The organism is Streptomyces rishiriensis, from assembly GCF_003112535.1.
Taxonomy (GTDB): Bacteria; Actinomycetota; Actinomycetes; order Streptomycetales; family Streptomycetaceae; genus Streptomyces; species Streptomyces rishiriensis.
In genome coordinates this window covers 22,885-43,917 of the sequence record NZ_BEWA01000005.1, presented here as the reverse complement: position 1 = coordinate 43,917, position 21,033 = coordinate 22,885, and the positions used below count along the sequence as shown (strand labels likewise).

General features: G+C 70.1%; 10 protein-coding genes. 5 read left to right on the top strand and 5 right to left on the bottom strand.

Going from position 1 to position 21,033, the window contains the following annotated elements:
- Both Sri02f_RS08600 and Sri02f_RS08595 read left to right on the top strand, forming a co-directional pair.
- Nucleotides 1-2,086: hypothetical protein (locus Sri02f_RS08600; protein ID WP_218029859.1), on the top strand; the 2,086-nt coding region annotated here is incomplete at its 5' end.
- Nucleotides 2,087-2,213: 127 nt separating this feature from the next.
- Entirely contained in the window at nucleotides 2,214-3,413 is a 1,200-nt protein-coding gene (locus tag Sri02f_RS08595) for a tetratricopeptide repeat-containing protein (RefSeq protein ID WP_159106680.1), read from the top strand.
- A 509-nt stretch (nucleotides 3,414-3,922) separates the two neighbouring features.
- Here Sri02f_RS08595 and Sri02f_RS08590 read toward each other — a convergent pair.
- The gene (locus tag Sri02f_RS08590) at nucleotides 3,923-5,143 is read right to left on the bottom strand and encodes a metallophosphoesterase (RefSeq protein ID WP_109000506.1); all 1,221 of its coding nucleotides are present in this window, start codon (nucleotides 5,141-5,143) and stop codon (nucleotides 3,923-3,925) included.
- A 304-nt stretch (nucleotides 5,144-5,447) separates the two neighbouring features.
- Between Sri02f_RS08590 and Sri02f_RS08585 the strand changes: the two genes are divergently transcribed.
- From Sri02f_RS08585 to Sri02f_RS08575, 3 genes are all read left to right on the top strand, one after another.
- Nucleotides 5,448-8,759 (top strand): family 78 glycoside hydrolase catalytic domain, encoded by a 3,312-nt coding sequence (locus Sri02f_RS08585; protein ID WP_218029858.1) that lies wholly within the window; start codon nucleotides 5,448-5,450, stop codon nucleotides 8,757-8,759.
- 381 nt (nucleotides 8,760-9,140) lie between these two features.
- Complete coding sequence (locus Sri02f_RS08580; protein ID WP_109000505.1) at nucleotides 9,141-9,899, top strand: thioesterase II family protein; 759 nt, start codon at nucleotides 9,141-9,143, stop codon at nucleotides 9,897-9,899.
- A 989-nt stretch (nucleotides 9,900-10,888) separates the two neighbouring features.
- The gene (locus tag Sri02f_RS08575) at nucleotides 10,889-13,699 is read left to right on the top strand and encodes a helix-turn-helix transcriptional regulator (protein ID WP_218029856.1); all 2,811 of its coding nucleotides are present in this window, start codon (nucleotides 10,889-10,891) and stop codon (nucleotides 13,697-13,699) included.
- 56 nt (nucleotides 13,700-13,755) lie between these two features.
- On the opposite strand, the gene Sri02f_RS08570 is transcribed toward Sri02f_RS08575, so the two are convergent.
- From Sri02f_RS08570 to aroA, 4 genes are read right to left on the bottom strand one after another with little or no spacing between them, the layout of a single operon-like run.
- Nucleotides 13,756-15,882 carry an oxidoreductase gene (locus Sri02f_RS08570; protein ID WP_281261885.1) on the bottom strand — a complete coding sequence of 709 codons (2,127 nt, stop codon included), beginning with the start codon at nucleotides 15,880-15,882 and terminating at the stop codon, nucleotides 13,756-13,758.
- Nucleotides 15,875-16,717 carry a 1-cyclohexenylcarbonyl-CoA reductase gene (gene chcA, locus Sri02f_RS08565; protein WP_109000503.1) on the bottom strand — a complete coding sequence of 281 codons (843 nt, stop codon included), beginning with the start codon at nucleotides 16,715-16,717 and terminating at the stop codon, nucleotides 15,875-15,877. The genes Sri02f_RS08570 and chcA overlap by 8 nt, the downstream gene beginning before the upstream one ends.
- Entirely contained in the window at nucleotides 16,714-17,883 is a 1,170-nt protein-coding gene (locus Sri02f_RS08560; RefSeq protein WP_109000502.1) for an acyl-CoA dehydrogenase family protein, read from the bottom strand. The genes chcA and Sri02f_RS08560 overlap by 4 nt, the downstream gene beginning before the upstream one ends.
- Nucleotides 17,884-17,933: 50 nt before the next feature.
- Entirely contained in the window at nucleotides 17,934-20,948 is a 3,015-nt protein-coding gene (aroA, locus tag Sri02f_RS08555; RefSeq protein WP_109000501.1) for a 3-phosphoshikimate 1-carboxyvinyltransferase, read from the bottom strand.
- Between the last annotated feature and the right edge of the window lie 85 nt (nucleotides 20,949-21,033).

Below are 21,033 nucleotides of genomic sequence, written 5' to 3'. Positions count from 1 at the left end.
CGTCGGCTCCGGCTGGAACATGTACGCCACCGTATTCAGTGATACCGCTCGATCTGTTGAGGTGAGTGCCGTGGGGCCCACACCAGCCGCTCCGTACGAGGACCCGGAGCCGACCGACGATTCGCCCCAGGGGCCCGAGCTCTCCTCCACAGACGATCCGCGGACCATATCGGTGATGGATGATTACTCGAGCTACAATTTTCACTGGTATGTGCCCTCATTCGAGCTGGTGGCCCCACAAGCGGCCGCACCGGAGGCGAACAGCCCCTTCCGCTACTCCTACGTCGTGTCAGGACACGATGACGACGGAGAGCCGGTCATCACCGCGACGATCACGATTACGGCTCGGCCCGTGATGACGGAAGCCATCCGCGACCAGATCATCAACTACGACTCGGAGGTGCCCCTCGATCCGGACAAGTGTCTGCCGGTAGGGCTCGAGCAAGTCCGCGCGCAGCTGGTCATCCCGTACCGCGAGGCTGAGACCGGTGCCGCCGCGTCAGGCACCGTTGCCGCCGCCCCGGCGACACCTGAAGGCGGCATCTACACGTTTGTCTTCACCGTCAGCGGAAACCTCGCCAGAGCTGCCTACGGCAGCCTCTCCCGCCCGGGATACCAGCAGGTGCCGCCGCGGCTTCTGGTGAACTTCTCCTTCCTTGCGCACGAGTACGGAGACCACGACTCCCTGGCGCAGCAATTCGCCACGGGAGTGCTCGAACCCTCCGTACAGCTCCTGTCGGATCCGCTCCTGGCCATCCCCGCCCGCAGCGACGGCAGCATGGCATATTCCCCTGTATCGGTCACCCAGAGCCAGAGCCTGGAAGTCGTCATCCCCTGCGCGGACTTCGGCAAGCTCTACGTCGACGCCACCGACCCCGCCCATGAGAACCCGATCGGCTGCCAGGACACGATGGCCCTCGGAAAGATCCCCGACAAGCTCTACACGCCTCTTGAGGCCCTGGCCACCGACGACTATCAGGTGTTCGCAGCGCAGGGCAGGCCGAACGTCTATCTGGTGCTGCCGCGTCGCTACCGCGTCGGACGAGCAGCTCCCGGCCACCCGGGGGTACCCGACTGGAGCCCACTCATCATGTGGATCCAGATGTTCGATGCCACGCAGGACATCGCCCAGCCGTGCCGCCTTCAGGCCAACCTCCAGCCAGACATCGGAAATGCCGAATTGACCGCCGTGAAGACCGCGCTGGCCGACCGCACAGCCCACCCCACCCTGTTGCTGCCCACGAGCTTCGGTTCCGGGGTCACGGGGTTCACTGTCACCGGATGGAACAACCCCACCTCCGGACAGATCAACGCCACGCGCGTCGGCGACACCATTCAGGTCGGCACCGCTATGAGCTACGCCGACGCGGTGGTCTTCAACGAGCTGCTGGGCGCCGCTGCCCCAGAGGGGCGTCTGGTAGGCAACGCCACGTTCACTCTCAGCGACAACAGTGCTCTCGGTCCCATCGAGTTGTACCTCGATGTCACTCGCCTGGCCGGCCCATGGCCCGACGGCCCCGTTCTCGCCCGATCCTCAGGGGCAGCGGTCACGGTGGAGAATCATGCCGAGAGCGAAGTCACCGTCACACGGATCTTCGGCAACCTGCCAGACGGCTCCAGCCGCTTGGTCGCCGACGGCCTGGACGTCACTCTTCCCGCCGGCGGATCGGCCGACATCTCGGCCGACGCCCCTTCCGGCACCCAGCTGACAGCCAGCTACTCGCTGGCCGACGCCACCCCGGCTGCCGTGGCCCAAGCACACATCTACGTCGAGGATCTGCACACATCCATCATCGTCAACAACGATGCCCACCTGGACAAGGCCGGCATCACCGGCGTCGACATCCACGCCCGATTGGACGGAGAGGAGCAGCCGCACACCTTCACCATCACGGCGGAGACGCAGGTGGTCCACTGCGATCTGGTGCAACCGCTGGGCAGTACCTCCAAAGCCGATGTCAGCCTGCTCCATCTCCAGGCCACCGTTCACAAGGCGGGTCAGCCGGACACGGAGACTGGCGATTACCTTGCGGACCTCCACAAAGGCGTCCTCTACCAGCTCTCGGACGTGCTGGCCACTGCGTGACACGCGTTCCACGTCATCGACGCCGCAGAGAATGCCCGCGAGCGGTTCGGCCTCCGTGGGCTCGCCCTGGGACAGCTCGCCTTCGGCGAGTGCGAGGGCGCCCCAGCACCTTGCTCTGCCCAAGAGCGTGCCCCCACCGGAAGCCGTCGATGCCCTCGTCGCCTTCGCCACCCAGGACGAGGCGATCGACCTCGCCGACGCGGCGTGGGGCTGGTATCTGTTCGACCAGGCGGAAGCCGCCTTCCGACGCGCACTGGACCACCCCGAGCCCGATCGCCGCGACTACGCCCTGAGCATGCTGTCCTACGTGCTCGCGGCCCGGCACGGGCACGCGTCGGCTCTGCGATTCACTTCCGAGGAAGCACAAGAGCGTTCCCTGCGCCTTGGTCCGGAACACCCGGACACCCTGAAAGCCACGATGCTGATCGCCTGGCACACCCATCACAGCGGTGATACGCGGGCTGCCATCGTCCTGTCGGAGCGGACACTGGCGACAGCCAGACGGGTCTGTGGGGATCCCTCCTTTCCCGTGCTGAAGATCCGTCGGGACCTCGCCTGCTTCCGGGAGGCGCTGGACCCGGCCTCTGCTGCGGAGGACTTCCGGCGACTCGCGCTCGCCTACTCGGAATTCGCGGGCGCGGCCTACCGCTGGACGCTCAACTGCCGGGCCGGCCACGCTGAGGCTCTCGAAAAGTCGGGGAACGGCGAGATGGCCCGCGCATTGCTGCATGAGCTGCTGAACGACCCGGACATCCTGGCGGAAAGCCAACTGCGCCGAGGCATTCAGGCCAGACAGGCGGACACCGCAGCCCGAGCCGGTGATTTCACGACAGCCATCGCTCTTTGGCGGGACCTGCTCTCGGAGGCCGAGCAGGACCACGGTCTGACCTGTGGTCAGCACCTCTACCTGCGCTCAGAACTGGCCAGCTGCACCGGTCGCGCGGGCGACCCGGAAGAGGCGGTACGCCTTCTGCGAGAGGTCGTCGACGAGCGGACCCGCATCAACACCGAGTGGGACTCCGACGCCATCAGATTCCGCCGTCGTCTGGCCACCTGGACCGGAATGGCCGGCCGCCCCGCCGATGCCCTCTGCCAACTCCGAGAGCTCGTCGGGATCAGCACCCGCGTGCGGGGCGCAACCGATTCCGTCACACTGAACTGCCGCAGCCGCGCCGCACATTGGGCTGCGGTCGGGGGCGACATACCTGACGCTGTCGAGCAGTTGGAATCGGTCCTGACCGACTTCGAACAGTCGCTGGGGCCGGAGCACGAATTCACTGCTGAGTGCCGCGAACGCCTGGCCCACTGGCGAACTCTGCTGCACTGAAAGGTTATTGGCATGAGCCCAATGGTTCATGCGTCGCCCTGCTGAAAGCCGTTCCACCGTCCCGGCTGCTCCGCCGTTCCGCCGTCGGCCCGGCACGGGACTCCTGCTGCGGCAAAGGCCTCGACGATGCCGTGTCACGGGCGGCGCGGACGTGGTGGGCAGCGCCCGCCATGGCCGGTGATGCCCATAGCTGCCCGCCGCATCGTGGATCTCGTGCTCATCGAGGACGACGTCTACCTGGACAACCTCCCGGAGGAGGCCGAGGTCTCCACCGGAGTTCCGGTGGTCGAGGTGGCGAGGATGCTGGACGAGCCCGTCGGCGACAAGGAGTTCAGGGGCGGTGACGTCATACCGGTGGAGCAGGCCAAAGTGGAGCAGGCCAAAGAGGGGCCCCCACCGGATGCTCAGCGGTCGCGCCCTCGACGGCGCCGTCGGCCTCGCCGGGACCGTCGTCGACCCGTCCGATCCGCTGCAGTTCCGGAGGGAGGCTCCGGCCCCGCCCGGTACTCCTACGTCGAGGCGGGCGCGTGGGCGGAGCGGAGCACGAGCAGGGTGATCTCGCTGGGGGCGAAGACGCGGAACGGCGGCCCCCAGAAGCCGGTGCCGCGGCTGGTGTAGAGAAGCGTGCGGGCGCCGTGGTGGCTGAGGCCGGCGAGGGCGGGCTGGTCGAGGCGGACCAGGTGGTGGAAGGGCCAGATCTGGCCCCCGTGGGTGTGGCCGGAGAGCTGGAGGTCGATGCCGGCGGCTGCTGCCCGGTCGATGAACTGGGGCTGGTGTGCGAGGAGCAGGACGGGCAGGTCGGGGTCGGCGCCGTTCAGGGCTCCGGGGAGGTGGGCGCGGTGGCCCGCCAGGCCGGAGGACTCGGCGGTGACGTCGTCCACGCCGGCCACCACGAGAGTGTCGCCACCGCGTTCGAGCAGCAGATGACGGTTGCGCAGCGGCTCCCAGCCGAGTTCGTCCATCAGGTCGACCCAGCCCTGGGCCTCGCTGTAGTACTCGTGGTTGCCGGTGACGTAGACCCGGGCCCGGGTGGCCCGCACGGTGCCGAGCGGGACGGCCTGGGCGCGGCGGCGTTCGGCGGTGCCGTCCGCGATGTCGCCGGTGTGGCAGACCAGGTCGGCTTCCAGGGTGTTCACCGTCTCGCACACCCGCGCCGACCAGCGGGCGCGGTCGAGCGGGCCGTAGTGGGTGTCGGTGATGAGGGCGACGCGGAGGCCGTCCAACCCGGCGCCCAGCCGCGGGAGCGGCACGTCGAGCCGGCGCACGCGTGGCACGCGGCGGGCCTCGGCGTACCCCCAGACGAGCAGGACGGCGGTCACGCCGAGGACGGCCCACGTGACGATCCTGGCCCGCCCCTGACCGTCCTCGACGCCGGCCACGGTCAGGGCGAGCCGCAGCAGGACGCCGAGCAGAACGGACCAGGTGAACAGAACCCAACTGATGCCCAGCAGGGTGTCACCGACGATCGCGGCCCGGTCCTGTTGCCGTCGGCCGTGGCCGCGCACCATGGCGAGCGGCATACCGATGAGACCGAGGGCGAAGAGGACGGTGCCGACCAGCGTGACGGGCAGCGACCAGTGCTGGCCGGTGTACAGGAGCGCCCAGCAGGGCACGGTCCACAGCAGGACGGGGGCGATCAGGGGGAGGTAGCGCATCAGACGGTGCAGTCGGCTCTGCCGCGCCGCTTGCGCTTCATCGTCGGCGGGTCGGGTGTCGTTGGTGTCGGTCACGTTTCCCCTCCCTGACCAGGCTGTCGTCCCGCGCACTCTATCCGGTTGCCCTTGAGGCGGCCGGACCGGCGTTCACGCAGGGACGCCGTCCCGTTGGGGCGAAAAGTCTCTCCGCGGGATCGCAGGACTCCACCGTAACCACCTGCCACGGCACGCACCCGCCACGGCCTGGGCCGCCATCGGGGCGCCGTCCGAGTGGCGGCAGTCTGTGTTCCGCTTCTTGACGCGTCCCTAACAACTTGAGTATGGTCCCCGAAATTCGAGCTACTGAAACGATTCAAAAACCTGGAGACCTGGAGATGCCGTGCTCCGCAAACGCTCGTTCCTGTCCGGTCTCCTCAGAGGCTTCGTCATATGCGCGGTGGTCGCAGGAGTGACGGTCCTGCCGGACTCGGCGTCCCCCGCGACCGCCGCGGCGCCGGACGCGCCGTTCGCCGTACGGGCTCTGACCACCAACGGCCGGGTGAACCCGCTGGGCATCAGCGGAGAGGACCCGGTCTTCGGCTGGCAGTCGGCCTCGGCCCGCCGGGCGACGTCGCAGAAGGCCTACGAGATCCAGGTCGGGCGCACGCCGAGGTCTGCCGACGTGTGGTCCTCTGGCCGGGTGGCCTCCGACCGCCAGCTCGACGTCAGGTACGGCGGTCCCGGCCTCGAGGCGGCCACGCGCTATTACTGGCGCGTTCGGGCCTGGGACGACAGGGGAGCCGCGACCCGGTGGAGCGCGGACGCGTACTTCGAGACCGGTCTGCTGCACGCCGGCGACTGGGACGGCGCCCAGTGGGTCACGCGCGCGGCGGCTCCGAGCGAGCTGGACAAGTGGACCGACTACACGGCCACGGTCCGGTTCAAGCTCGACAGCGCGGCGTTCGGCATGTTCCTGCGCGCCCCGGACGGGAACAACGGCTACATGTGGCAGTTCAACGTCACGGGTCCGACCCCGACGCTGAGACTGCACAAGCAGGTCAACGGCAGCTACTCGGTTGTTCGGGAGGTGGATCTCGCGCCGTACGGATTCACCGACGCGGGCCTGCTCACCGGCCGGCACACCGTCCGCTACGACGTGGCGGGCGGCACCATCAGCACGATCCTCGACGGCGAACCGGTCAACACCTTCACCGACTCCACGTTCACGAAGGGCTACATCGGCTTCCGCACGCACGCGTGCTGCGGTGAACGCGGCACGGTCTACGACGCCGTCGTGACCGGTGCCGACGGCCGGCCGCTGCTGAACACCGACTTCGCCTCCGGACGCAACCCGTTCACCGGCGGGGACATCGTCGACTCCGCCCTGGTGGTGTCCGGCACCACGGACGCCCTGTACGCCCCCGCGGCCCGTCCGCTGCCCTTGTTGCGCAAGGACTTCGCCACCGTGGCCGGCAAGAAGGTCGCCTCCGCACGGGTCTACGCCTCGGCGCTGGGGATCTATCAGCTGGAGCTCAACGGCGAGCGGGTCGGCGACCAGGTACTCGCCCCGGGCTGGACGGACTACCGCAAGCGCATCCAGTCCCAGACCTATGACGTGACCGAGTTGCTCGACGACGGCGACAACGCGATCGGCGCTTCCCTGGCGGACGGCTGGTGGGCCGGCAAGGTCGGGATCGGCTGGAGCCGTCAGTACGGCGACACCCCCGCTCTGGTGGCCAAGATACGCATCGCCTACACCGACGGCTCCGTCCAGTGGGTCGCGACGGACGGTTCCTGGAAGGCTTCCGAGGGGCCCTACGCAAAGGCCGACCTGCAGGACGGCGAGACCTACGACGCCCGGCTGGAGCCGTCGGGCTGGAGCCGGCCGGGATTCGACGACGCGAAGTGGGCACCCGCCACGAGCCTGGAGTCGCGCACCGCCCTGCTGGTCCCGCAGAGCGACGAGCCGGTGCGCCGGACCCAGGTGCTCAAGGCCCGGAAGACGACCGAGCCCACCCCCGGTGCCTACGTCTACGACCTCGGCCAGAACATGGTCGGCGTGTCGCGGCTGACCCTCACCGGCTCCGCCGGCCGGACCGTCAGGATCCGCTACGCGGAGGTGCTCAACAAGGACGGCACCCTCTACACCGACAACTTCCGCACGGCCAAGGTCACCGACCGCTACACGTTCGCCGCGTCCGGAACGGTGACGTACGAGCCCACGTTCACCCAGCACGGGTTCCGCTACATCGAGATCACCGGGGTGACCGCGCCTCCCGCGCTCTCCGACGTCAAGGGCGTCGTATGGGGATCCGACCTCGCCGCCACCGGCACTCTGAAGACCTCGGACGGCATGCTCGACCAACTGGTGAGCAACATCTCCTGGAGCCAGCGAGGCAACTTCCTCTCCGTTCCCACCGACACGCCCGCCCGCGACGAGCGCCTGGGCTGGACGGGAGACATCAGCCTGTTCGCGCCGACGGCCAACTATCTGGTCGACACCCGTGCCTTCCTGTCCCACTGGATGGCTGACGTACGCAACTCCCAGTACCCCGACGGTGACCTGCCCGCGGTCGTACCGTCCCCACAGGGGCAGTTCGGCGACAGCGGCGTCGGCTGGGACGACGTGATGATCACCGTGCCTTACCACGTGTGGCACTCCTACGGCGACACCCGCATCCTGCGCGAGAACTACCCCGCCATGCGGAAGTTCTTCCAGTTCGTGCGCGACAGCGCCGGACCGGACCTGCTGGAGCCCGGCCGCACCACCTTCTTCACCAATGACTGGCTGAACCTCGACGACCCGACCGAACAGGGCATCCTGGGCACCGCCTACTACGCCGAGGACGCCCGCATGATGGCCGAGGTCGCCAAGGCCCTCGGGGACGAGGCGGCCGCCGCCGACTACCGCAAGCTCTCCGCCGACGTCCGCGCCGCCTTCACCGAGGCCTACGTCGCAGCCGACGGCGTCGTGAAGGGCGACTCGCAGACGGGGTACGCGATGGCCCTCGCCATGGACCTCGTCGCGGACCCCGCGCTGGTGGCGAAGGTCGGCGAGAAGTTCACGGCCAAACTGGCGCTCACCGACCACCACCTGCGCACCGGATTCATCGGCACTCCGCTGCTGCTGCCCGCGTTGAGCAGGATCGGGCGGGACGACCTGGCGTACAAGATGCTGCTGCACAAGGACTACCCGTCGTGGGGCTACGAGGTCGTCAGCGGCGCCACCACCATGTGGGAGCGCTGGAACTCGATCATGCCGGACGGCAGCTTCGGCCCGGTCGAGATGAACTCCTTCAACCACTACGCCTACGGCGCCGTCGGCGACTGGATGTTCCGGAACATCGGCGGCCTCTCCGCGATCGAGCCCGGCTACAAGCGCTCCCGGATCGCGCCGGCGCCCGGCGGAAGCCTGACGGAGGGCTCCGGAAGCCTCAGGACCGTCTACGGCCTTCTGTCGTCGCATTGGAACACCGAGGACGGCGCCTTCGCTCTGAAGGTGACGGTTCCGGTCAACACGGTCGCGGAGGTCCACGTGCCGTCCGGGAACCGTTGGGCGGTCACCGAAGGCGGCCGGCCGGCCCTCGGCGCCAGGGGAGTCCGGTTCCTCCGGATGGAGGGCGGGGCCGCCGTCTTCGAGGTCGGATCGGGGTCCTACAGCTTCCGCGTCGACAGCGTTCCCGGCGGCCTGGGCCGGACAAGGGCACGGTGAAAACCCGGGCGAGGCCACGCTCGTGAGCCCGCCCACGAGGGTGCGTACCGTCCGTGCGTCGTGGACCCGGAATTTTAAGGGGGTGGGTGACGCGAAGTAGGGGGTGTGTGCGGTGGCGGGGCGAAGGCGTTGCCCCGTCCAATGGATGGGGACGGACCGCTCTCTTCTGAAGCCCCTCCGGGGCAGGGTGGGCGAGAGGCCGCAGGGCTCGCGGTTCCAGCGGTCTCGCGGGCAGGCGCCGCCGCGTCCGGCACGGGGATCCGGGGGACCGGTGGGAGTCGCGGCCCGGTGGGGCGCGGAGTTCGGCCGTGCCGCTTGCCCGGTCGGCGCGGGAGCCTCCGTGACCGCCCGTGAACCGAAACCGAAGGGACACACCCGAGCATGGCGACGAACTCCGACAAGTGGATCAGGCGTTACCACCCCGCCCCGGACGCCCCGACCCGCCTGGTCTGCTTTCCGCACGCCGGTGGCTCCGCGACGTTCTACCACCCTGTCTCACGTGCGCTGTCGCCCGAGATCGACGTGGTGGCGGTGCAGTATCCGGGACGCCAGGAGCGCCGTACGGAACCTCTCGTGAGCAGCATCGAGGAACTGGCGGACCTCGTCGTGGTGGAGCTCGAGCCCTGGGCCGACCGGCCGTTGACGTTCTTCGGGCACAGCATGGGTGCGTCGTTGGCCTATGAGGTGGCGCTGCGGCTGGAAACCAGGGGAACGACGTTGCTCGGTCTCTTCGCCTCCGGACGCCGGGCGCCCTCCCGGTGGCGGGACGAGCGTGTGCACCAGGCCGGCGAGGAGGAGTTCCTCGCGGAACTGCGCACCCTCAACGGCACGGATCCGGCCGTCCTGGAGGACGAGGAGATCCTGCGGATGATTCTCCCCGCGGTGCGCAGCGACTACCGCGCCGCGGAGACCTACCGCCCGGAGCCGGGGCGGGTGGGCTGCCCCGTGGTCGTCATGTTCGGGAACGACGATCCGAAGGTGACCGAGGAGGAGGCCCGCGCCTGGGCCGAGCACACGACGGAGGAAGCCGCTTTTCACCTTTACGACGGCGGGCACTTCTACCTCAATTCCCACGCGCAGCAGGTTATTCAGGAGATCCGGCGGTTCGTCGCGGAACGCGGACCCGTGACAGCGAAGTGAAGTGCCGCAACTCGTCAGGCGTGCAGGTGACTTGTCGGTCGAACATCCCCGGAACCCCCGGAACGGGAGGAGCGGCGAGGACCAGCGTTCGCGTTTCGGCGAGGAGTTATGGCATGTGATTTCAGGATCGGTACTTCACGGCGAAGCCGTACCGGGCAGTAGTGAACGGAACCCCCGAGAGGGAACCGGTCCCCTGTCATTCGAGGCTTTCCGTGGGTGGGGCGGTCACCGCTGGTGATCGCCCTGTGCCATGCCACCCCGCGCCACCCGTGCCACCCGGGCGCCGGTCGCGGCGCACTTCCTCGGCCGCGCGCCGGCTCTCGGCGAGCCGAGGGCCGGACCGGCGGGAAGCCGGCGGACTCCGCATGCGTCCAGCGGACGTGACCACGGCCCGGCCCGGCCACCACGGCTCACCTCGCCGTCCACGGCCCGCCCCGCCCACCCTCACCGGGGCAGTTCTCCGCACCTCGATCGGCCCTCGCCTTGCCTACCGGCCCGTGGCGCGACAGCTCGGACGGCCGGACCCCACGGCTTCCGGCGACCCCGCCACCGCCGCTCCCGGGTTTGACGCGGAGTGACCGTCGAACGCGAAACCCGGGCGACATTGAACCTTGTTCATTTGTTTATCCCGGTCGCGACCCGACGTTGTGCACAGGGGTCGCCGAGGGAGGTCTTCGGTGCCATCTGCTGTGGCGGCGAGGGCATGTGCGCTTGCCCCAAAGTTTTTCCGCACGGTTCCCTTCGGAACAGACGCCGCCCGTCTGCCGCTGTCCGAAAAGACTCCTGTCTGAAATGCGACACCCCGGAAAGGGTTGTCGGCCGGGTTAGCGTGGCAACTGAAACTGTGTGAACGGCTTTCAGGGAAGATGCATGAGCTCCTTATGTGATGTCCGCTCCGACGGGGCGGAATGGCGGCAGTCCACAAGTGACGCAGCGGACGGCGCGACCCGGGAGCTGCCGCGGGACGGCTCTTCGGTTCCGGTCCCCACGTGGCACGGGGAACCGTGCTGATGGAACGTGAGGAGCAACTCGCGCGCGTCCGAGCCTGGTTGGCCCTCCCGCGGCTGGCCGTCGGGCAGGTGGTCCTGCTGGAGGGGACCGTGGGAGCGGGCAAGACGGAGTTCCTGCGCGAGGTGGCACAGTGCGCCCAGGCCACCGAGGCCATCGTCCTGAACGCCGTCTGTTCCGCCGAGGAGCGGGATCTGCCGTTCGGGGCGCTCAGCCAGCTCTTCGACAGTCCGGCGCTTCCCATGGAACTTCGCAGACGCATCTCCCCGGTGCTGCGCGGGCTCATGGGGTCGACCCGGGCCGAGAGCATGCACGAGGCCGTGGAGCGCAACAGGGCCGAGATCCTGTACGACCTCTTCCTGCCCCTCACCGAACTGGCCGCCACGACACCCGTCGTGGTATGCGTGGACGACATCGACCACATGGACGTGCCGTCACAGCAGTCCCTGCTGTATCTGGTCCGCCGACTGAGCTCGGCGCCGCTGCTGATGGTGCTCACCGAACTGGCCGAGTCGAGCGGGACCCACTCGCCGTTCCATGCCGAACTTCTGCGCCATGGCTCCGTCGGGACCGTACGGCTGGCCCCGCTCTCCCCCGAGGCCGTGCGCACCCTGATCGGCCGGCGGCTGGGGGCGGAAGCGGCCCGGGAGCTGAGCGACGACTTCATCGCCTACAGCGGTGGCAACCCGCGGCTGCTCGACGCCCTGATCCACGACGAGCGGCTCGGCGGGGAGGCCCGGCAACAGGGATACGGACGCGCGCTGCTGAACTGCCTGCACCGCAGTCAACCCGACACGCTGCGGGTGGCACGCGCCATGGCGGTCTACGGCGACGAGGCCTCCTCCGACGAACTCGGAGCACTGGTCGACGCGGACCCGGGCACCGTCGAGCGGGCGCTGCGCACCATGACCGAGGCCGGGCTCCTGAGGGACGGCCGGTTCCGGCACGTGCTGGCCGCGCGCACCGTGCTGGACGACCTGCCCGCCGCGGACCGTGCACAACTGCACCACCGGGCGGCGCGACTGCTCTACAACCAGGGCGCCGCGGTGGCCGACACCGCCCATCACCTGGCCGAAGCCGGTCAGGTCCCGGAGCCCTGGGCGCTGCGCGTGCTGCTCGAGGCGTCTTCGGAGGCGCTGCTGCACGGTGCGGTGCAACGTGCTCTGCGGTACCTGAACTCGGCCCAGGGGGCGTGCACGAACGAGCGGGACCGGTGGGCGGTCCGGGCCCGGCTCGCTCAGGCCGAATGGCAGCTCAACCCCTCGGCATCGCTGCGGCACCTGATCGCGCTCACCGAGGCTGTCCGCAGCGACCAGCTGGATCCCCAGGAGACGATGCTGCTCGTGCGACAACTGCTGTGGCTGCACCGCACACAGGAGGCCGCCGACATCCTTTCGCTGCTCCGCAAACGGGCGGCCCGTCTGCCGTCCGCGGGGATCGCGCCCCCGCCCGGCACGCCGATGCAGCCCGCCGAGCTGCACGACCTGGAGGTATGGCTGGCCTGTACGTATCCGCCGCTCGCGGGACGGGTGCAGAGCGGGCCCGTGACCACCGGTCCCGAGGGCGCGCCCGCGACCCGGGGCCGGGCCTTCTGGCTGCAGTCGATCGGCGCGCTCTCCGGCGGCCTCGTCCGCAGGCGCAGCGGGGAGATGCAGGAGTGGGCCTCGCACGTCCTCGGTCAGCTCGACCTCAACCACACCGCTCCCTGGGCCGAGGAGGCGACTCTGCTCGCGTTGCTGTCGCTGGTCTACAGCGGCCGGCTGAGCGATGCGGCCAATCGGTGCCAGAGCCTGGACGAGCGCCGCAACGGGCGCCCCTCCCCGATGTGGCAGGGCATCCTGGACGCCGCCGACGCGGAGATCCGGCTGCGGCAGGGCGATCTCAGGGAAGCGGTGAAACGCGGCGGGTCGGCCCTGGAGCATGTGTCCGTCCAGGGCTGGGGCACCGCCGCCGGCCTGCCGCTGGGCACCCTGATCCTGGCCCACACCCGCATGGGGGAGCTCGACGAGGCCACGGCGCTCGTCACCCGTGGCGTACCCGACGAGATGTTCCAGAGCCGGTACGGACTGCACTACCTGTACGCACGTGGGCACTACTACCTGGCCATGAACCGGACGCGGGCGGCCCTCGGGGACTTCCTCTCCTGCGGTGAACTCATGGGGAAATGGGGCATGGACCTGCCCGGCATCGTGCCCTGGCGGACCAGCGCGGCCGAGGCGTGGTTGCTGCAGGGCAACCGCGACCAGGCCAAGCGCCTGGTGAAGGACCAGCTGGCCCTTCCCGGTCCGGAGGACACGGTGAGCCGGGCGCTCGCCCTGCGGCTGATGGCGGTGTTCAGCTCGCCGGGGCAGCGTCCGCGTCTGCTGAGCGAGGCCGCCGACACCCTGGAGGCGGACGGCCGTGCCTACGAACTGGCCAGGACGCTGTCCGACCTGGGCCGGGCCTACAACGCGCTGGGCAAACACCGCCGGGCGCGGGTGATCATCCGCCGTGCCTGGAGAGTGGCGCATCTGTGTCATGCGGAACCCCTGTGCAAGGAACTGCTGCCCGACACGAGCGGTGAGGCGGGTCCGGCGGAGGACAAGGAGACGACGACGGCCGTCGCGTCGCTGACCAACTCCGAGCGCCGGATCGCCTCGATGGCGGTCATGGGGTACACCAACCGGGAGATCGCGGAGAAGCTGTTCGTCACGCCCAGCACGGTCGAGCAGCATCTGACCCGGGTCTACCGCAAGCTGGCCGTCAAGAACCGCCAGGGTCTGCCGGGCTATCTCCGCAGCGATTCCGGCTGACCCGCCCGGCCCGGCCGCGCCGCGCCACGCATCGGCCGAGGACTCAGGGCCCCGCACTACCCGGTCCTCCTCGACTCGGCCCGTTCCACGATGCGGTGCGCGGCGCGCAGTCCTTGCGCGGTGGCCCGCACGGCGTTGAGCGCCCGGGCGTCGGCGGCGCCGCCGGCGGTCTCGAACGGCACGTCGGCCCGGCGCAGCACGGCGGCCACCTCCCGCCGGCTTTCCTGGCCGGTGGCGAGGACGACGTGGTCGGCGGCGACCAACCGCCGTTCTCCTCCTGCCTCGACGACGACCACACCCTCCGGGGTGATCTCCTCGTACGTGACGTCGGTGAGCAGGCGTACTCCGCGAGCGCGCAGTTCTTCCATGACCACCCACCGGGTGGACGGGCCGATCCCGGCGCCGATCCTGCCGGCGCGCCGCATCACGGTGAGCTGACGGGCGCCACCGGCCGGGGCGGCCGTGGTCCGTGGCGCCGGGACGGCTTCGGGCGGTGCGGTCAGGGCGCGGGAGGCGAGGAACTCCTCCGGGGTCGGGACGGGGGAGGAGCCACTGGTGAGGAGGTGCGCCAGGTCGACCGCGATTCCGCCGCCGCCGATGACGGCGACACGCGGACCGAGGGCGCCGGGGTCGGCGAACGCCCGGACGTAGTCGAGGACATGCGGCAGATCGACGCCGGGAAGGTCCGGCCGGTGGGGGCGGACCCCGGTGGCGAGGACCACTCCGTCCATGGCGCGCAGGACGGGCACGTCCCGGGCACCGATGCGGCGCCCCATGTGCACGGGCACGTTCAGACGGCCGAGTTCCTGCTCCCGCTGTCGTACGGTCGCGGCGAAGTCCGCCTTGCCCGGCACCCGGGCGGCCAGCCGGAACTGGCCGCCGGGCTCGTCGGCCGCCTCGTAGACCTCGACCCTGTGCCCCAGTCTCGCCAGGGTGCGGGCCGCCTCCAGTCCCGCGAGACCCGCGCCGATCACGGCGTACCTGCCCCGGCGCGCGCGAGACGGCCGGGCCGGGAACTCACGCTCGTGGCCCGCCCGCGGATTGACCAGACAGGACACCCGCTCGGTGCCGAAGGACCGGTCGATGCACGCCTCGTTGCAGGCGATGCAGAGGTCCACCGACGCGCTCGCCCCGGTACGGGACTTGTCGACGATGGCCGGGTCCGCGAGGAACGGGCGGGCCATGGCCACCAGATCGACGTCACCCCCGGCCAGGACCTGCTCGGCCTGCGCGAGCCGGTTGAAGCGGTTGGAGGCGATGACGGGCAGCGTGCCGTGACCCGCCGCGCGCAGCGCCCGCTTGACCCGCTGGGCGTACACGGCCCAGGTGCCCGCCGGCACCTGGGCCTGCACGGTCGGCACCGGGGACTCGTGCCAGCCGACGCCCACCGCGAGCGCGTCGGCGCCGGCTCGGGCGAGCTCCACAGCGAGCGCGGCCGTCTCCTCCCGCGGGGTGCCGTCGTCCACGAGGTCGGCGCCCGACATCCGGAAGAGCACCGGGAAGTCCGGTCCCACCGCGGCTCGTACGGCCCGCAGCACCTCGACGGGGAACCGCCCGCGCCGGCCGGCGTCACCGCCCCAGGCGTCGTCGCGCCGGTTGGTGAGGGGCGCGGTGAACTGATTGATCAGATAGCCCTCGGAACCCATCACCTCGACGGCGTCGAAGCCCAGCTCGTACGCCCTTCGCGCCCCCCGGGCGAAGGCGGCGAGGGTCTCGGCGATCTGCTCTTGCGTCATCGCCCGCGGAACGGTGCGGGAGAACCGGCTGTACACGGCGGACGGCGCGAGGGGCGCGGCGCCGTCCGCCCCGGGGGAGCCGGGCAGCGCGTACCGCCCGGCGTGGAAGAGCTGAAGGGCGATCAGCCCCCCGGCGTCGTGCACCGCGCGGACGGCCAGGCGCAGCGCCGACCGGTGCTTGTCGTCGTCGAGCACGCCGTATCCGGGGCCGCCGGAACCCGCCGGGTTCACCGCGGAGCCGCCGGTGACGATCAGGCCTGCGCCGCCCCGCACCCGTTCCGTGTAGAACGCGGCCAGGGCGGCGCCACCGTCGTCCAGGGTCTCCAGGTTCAGGTGCATGGCACCCATGACGATGCGGTGCGGCACTGTCAGGCCACCGATCACGCAGGGCCTGAAGACCTGGTCCAACACCTGCCGTCCCTCTTCCCGGTCGTCGCGTTCAGGCATCGCGCGTGGGCCGGGGCGGCAGCGCGAGCGCCTCGCCCGCGTCCGCGAAGAACGGCGGCGCGACGACGCTGAGCCCGCCGTCGACCACGAGGGTCTGCCCGGTGATGTAGCCCGCCCCCTCGCCGAGCAGGAAGGCGATGGTGTCGGCCATCTCCTGCACGGTGCCGGGACGGCGCGCGGGAATGCGGTCGAGGACGCCCTGCATGGGCGGCATGCCTTCCACGTTGTAGAAGAACTCCAGCGAATCGGAGTCGATCAGGCCGCCGTTGACCCCGTTGACGTTGATGCCGTAGGGCGCGAACTCCACCGCCATGTACCGCACCCACGACTCTATGGCGGCCTTCATGCCGCCGAGCATCGCGTAGGTGGGGTAGGCGCGGACGGAACCGTAGGAGGACAGCGCGACGATCCGCCCGCCGTTGTCCATGAGCTTCACGGCCTGCTGCGCCCCCAGGACGAACGGCCGCAGGTTCATCGCGTACGAGCGGTCCAGGTGGTGCGGGCCGAGGTCGAGGATGCTCTTGAACGCGCTGGCCGCGGCGTTGTTGACGAAGTGGTCGAGCCGTCCGCAGCGCTGCGCCACCTCGTCGAACAGCGTCGTGACGCCCTCGGTGGTCTCGACGTCCGCCTGGACCGCGAAGCCCCTGCCGCCGGCCTCCTCGACCTCGGCCACGGTCTTCTGGGCCAGGTCGGCGTTCTTCTTGTAGTTCACGACCACGGTGCCACCGCGTTCGGCGAGGGTGAGGGCCAGGGCGCGGCCGATGCCGCGCGAGGCGCCGGTGATCAGCGAGACCTGCTCGCGCTCGGGCGTCGGCTGACGGTGCGGGCTGTTCATCGGTTCGTTCCCTCTCCGTCCCGGGACGTCGTGCGCTGGAGCAACTCACGGAAGACGACGGCCTTCTGCACCTCGTTGGTGCCTTCCTCGAAGCGCTGGGCGCGTGCGTCGCGGTAGACGCGCTCGATCTTCTGCGACTTCCAGTAACCGAGACCGCCGTGCACCTGGAGCGCCTTGTCGGTGACGTTCGTCAGCATCGTCACGGCGTGCATCTTCGCCATCGACGACTGCATGGAGGCGTCGTCCGCTCCGTCCTCGAAGCGGCGCGCCGCGTGCAGGACCAGCTGCCGTGCCGCCTCGATGTCCGCCGCGTTCTCGGCGAGCATGAACTGGATGACCTGGCGCTGGGTCAGCGTCTTGCCGAAGGTCACACGGTTGCGGGCGTATTCGACGGCCAGCTGCTGGGCACGCTGCGCGAGCCCCACGCAGCTCATCGCCACGGAGATCCGGGACGGGGTGAGGAAGCCGCCGAGGAACACCTCCAGGCCCTGGCCCTCCGCACCGAGCCGGTGGTCGACCGGCACGGGGGTGCGGTCGAAGACCAGCGAGGCATGGTCGGTACCCCGGACGCCCATGGTGTCGGAGGTGTCCTCGACCGTGACGCCCGGGGCGTCACGCGGCACCAGCAGCGCCATCGTGCCCTCGTGCCCGGTGCTGCCCTCGACCCGGGCGGCCAGCAGGTAGTAGTCGCAGCGCACCCCGAAGGTGATCAGGTGCTTGCGTCCTGAGAGGTAGTACGTGTCGCCCTCGCGCACCGCCGACGTGGTGATGTCCGCGCCGGTGCCGTTGCCCGGTTCGGTGAGGGTGAAGGCGATCTTGATCTCACCGGTGACGGAGGGAACGACGAAGCGCTTGCGCTGCTCGTCGTCGGCGTGGCCGTCCATCGCTCGCCAGATGCCGTTGACCACGTGCACGATCATGCGCACGGATCCGTGCGAGCGGGAGAAGATCTCCATCAGCTCCATCCAGCGCACGAAGTCGAGGCCCTGGCCGCCGTACTCCTCGGGAGCGGCTATCCGCAGGAACCCCAGGCCGTTCAGCTCGGCCCACAGCTCCTCGGGCACCTGCCCGGTCTCCTCGATGCGTTCGGCCCAGCGCTCGCCGGGTCCCTCCACCCACTGTTCGACCTGGGTGCGCAGCTCGTGGAACTGCTGCTCGTCCGTCATGTGCCACCTCTGTTCTTGTTGCGTCGTTGCGGTGTGCTGTCCGTCGTGCGTCAGCCGGCGTCCTCGTCGTGGGGCCGCAAACCATGGGCCAGCGCCCGCAGTTCCCACTTCGTCACCTTGCCGATGGGGTTGCGCGGCAGGGCGTCGATCCGCTCCAGACGCTCCGGCCAGTACTGCTTGGCCACCTCGTGGCCGTCGAGGTGGCGCCGCATCTCCTCGAAGGTCAGCTCCGTACCGGCCGCCGGGACCACGAAGGCGCAGGCGCGCTCGCCGAGACGCTCGTCCGGCATGGCCACCACCGCGACGTCCTCCACCGCGGGGTGCCCGAACAGCAGTTGCTCGATCTCCGCGACCGGTATCTTCTCGCCGCCGCGGTTGATCACGTCCTTGACCCGCCCGGTGATCCGCAGGAAGCCGTCGGTGTCGATCGTCGCCAGATCGCCCGTGCGGTACCAGCCGTCCTCGGTGAACGCCTGGGAGGTCAGGTCGGGGCGGTCGAGGTAACCGTCGAAGACCGTGGGGGAACGCAGCTCGAAGTTGCCCTCCTTGCCCGCGGGCAGCACCAGCCCTTCGTCGTCGGTGACGCGCAGCTCGATGCCGTCCAGCGCGCGGCCGTCGGAGCCCCAGCGCTGCCGGGGCTCGTCGCCGGGTGACGACAACGCGCCCAGGCAGGTCTCCGTGGTGCCGAAGGCCCCGCACACGTAGGTGCGCAGCACCCGCCCGGCCCGCTCCGCCAGCGCCCGCGGCACCATGGCTCCCGTCGCCACGAAGATCCGCAGGTGCTGCGGCGTCTCGCCGCTCTCCTCCACGGCCTTCACCAGGTCGGACAGGAACGGCGTCGCGGCCTGCACGAACGTCGCCCGGTGCTCGTTGAGCGACTGCAGTGCCCGCTTGGCGTCCCACTCGGGCTGCAGGATCTGCGGCACGCCCAGTACCAGGGCGAGCACCATGCCGTACAGGAAGCCCGTCTGGTGGGCGAGCGGCGACGGCACCCAGATCGCGTCCTGCTTGCCGAGCCCGAGGTGCCCGATCTCCATCGCGGCGGCCCTGACCAGGTTCCGCGTGGGCTGGGTGACGCCCTTCGGTTCGCTGGTGGTGCCCGAGGTGAAGAGCAGCTGCGCCGTCATCTCCGGTGTCGGCGCGAGGGCGTCGAGCACCGCGCGGTCGACCGTCGTCTCCGACAGCGCCTGCCCCCAGTCGTGCACGGCCGTCCCACCCGTGGGGGCCTCGGGAAGCCGGGCGGAGCCGCCTGCGGCGGCCAGGACCACCACGTGCTCCAGATTCAGGTCCGGGCCGTCCTCCGCGACCAGGTCGAGCACCTCCTCGGCGGGCAGGCGCGAGCGGTGCCGGTCCGCCACGACCAGGACCCGCGCCTTGGAGCGCCGCAGGACGAAACCGAGCTCGCGCTTGCGGAAGAACGGGATGACCGGGCAGCACACCGCCCCGATGCGCAGGGCCGCCAGCGACAGCACCACGAACTCGACACGGTTCGGCAGCTGGTACGCCACGTTCTCGCCCGGCCGTACCCCGAGCCGCAGCAACAGGGCCGCCGCACGGTCCACCCGCTCGGCCAGCTCGCTCCAGGTGATCATCTCGTCGCGGTCGGAGCGCACGTCCACCACGGCGGTGTCGTGCGGCCGGGCCTCGGCCCTTCGGCGCAGCCACCGAGGCAGAGTGACGCGCGAGGCGGCCTCGGGGCCGACGGCCTCGGTCGCCTCGGGGACACCGGCGGTCGCACCGCCGCCGGAGGGGCCCGCCGAGCCGTCCTCCACCGACATGGGCACGGTGAGCGTGTTCATCGCGTCAAGGAACGTGGGGTACGAGATGCGGTACGCGTTCGGATAGGTCAGCGTGGCGTGCCCCCGCGCCCGCGACGACGCCACCGCCAGCGACATCAGGATGCGGTGGTCGTTGAACGAGGACAGCTTGGCCCCTCTCAGGCCGTCCACGCCCCGTACCCGCAGCGCGTCGTCCGACAGTGCCAGGCGGCCGCCCATGGAGTTGAGCTGGAGCATGGCGGCGGCCCGGTCGGACTCCTTGAGCCGGGTGTGCGCGATGTTGCGGAACACCGACTCGCCGCGCGCGAACGTGGCGAGAGTCGCCAGGATCGGCAGCATGTCGGGGATGTCGCGGCAGTCGACGTCGACCGCGGTGAGCCGCGGCGTGTCCTGCCGGATGCGCAGACCGCCGGCCCTCTCGTCGGTCTCCATCGGCACGCCCATGGAGCGTGCGACGTCGAGGAAGTGGAACTCGGGGTGATCGGCCGGGCCGCCGTCCAGCGTGGTGATCCCGCGCAGCAGCACATCGCTCGGGTGCAGTGCCGCGGTCGCGATGCCGAACGCGGCGGAGCCGATGTCCGGCGGCAGCGTCAGCTCGACGCTGCGGGCCTGCTGGCCGGGCTCGATGTCGAAGCGCCGCCAGTCCTCGGAGACGGTCACGGTGAGACCGAACTGCCGCATCATCGCCACGGTCAGTTCCAGGTAGGGGCGTTCGTTGAGTTCGCCCTCCACCTCGATGGTGGTGTGCCGCGTCGCGAACGGGGCCAGCAGGATCAGGCCCGAGACCCACTGGGACAGGGTTCCCGCGATGGTGACGTGGCCGCCCGTGGGCCTGCGTCCCTGTACGTGGACGGGCGGGCAGTCGTCGGCCGACTCCAGTTGGACGCCCAGCTGTTCGAGGGCGCGCAGCAGCGGGCCGACCGGGCGTCGCCTGAAGTACTTCTGCCCGGTCACCGACACGGCGCGGTCCGACAGCGAGGCCAGACCGATCATGAAGTACAGCGTCGTGCCGGAGCTGCCGGCGGACACTGCCTCCCGGCGCGGCCTGTACCGCCCGCCGAGTCCATGCACCACGAAGGTGTCACCGTCCCGGGCGATCCGCACACCGAGGTCGCGCAGCAGTCGCACGGTGTACTCGACGTGCCGCGCGTCGGACAGTCCGTGGACGCGGCTCACGCCTTCGGCGAGCGAGGCGAGGATCAGCGCACGGTGCGCGTGGTATTTCGAGTTCGGGACGAGGATCTCACCGGTGACACGGTGCTGAATTCCTTTGACGAGAAGGTGCATGGGTCCTACTGCTCCCTGACTGTGGGATGGCGGCCGAGACAGGAAAAGAAAACGGTCCGAATCCTCACGGCACACCGACGCCGAG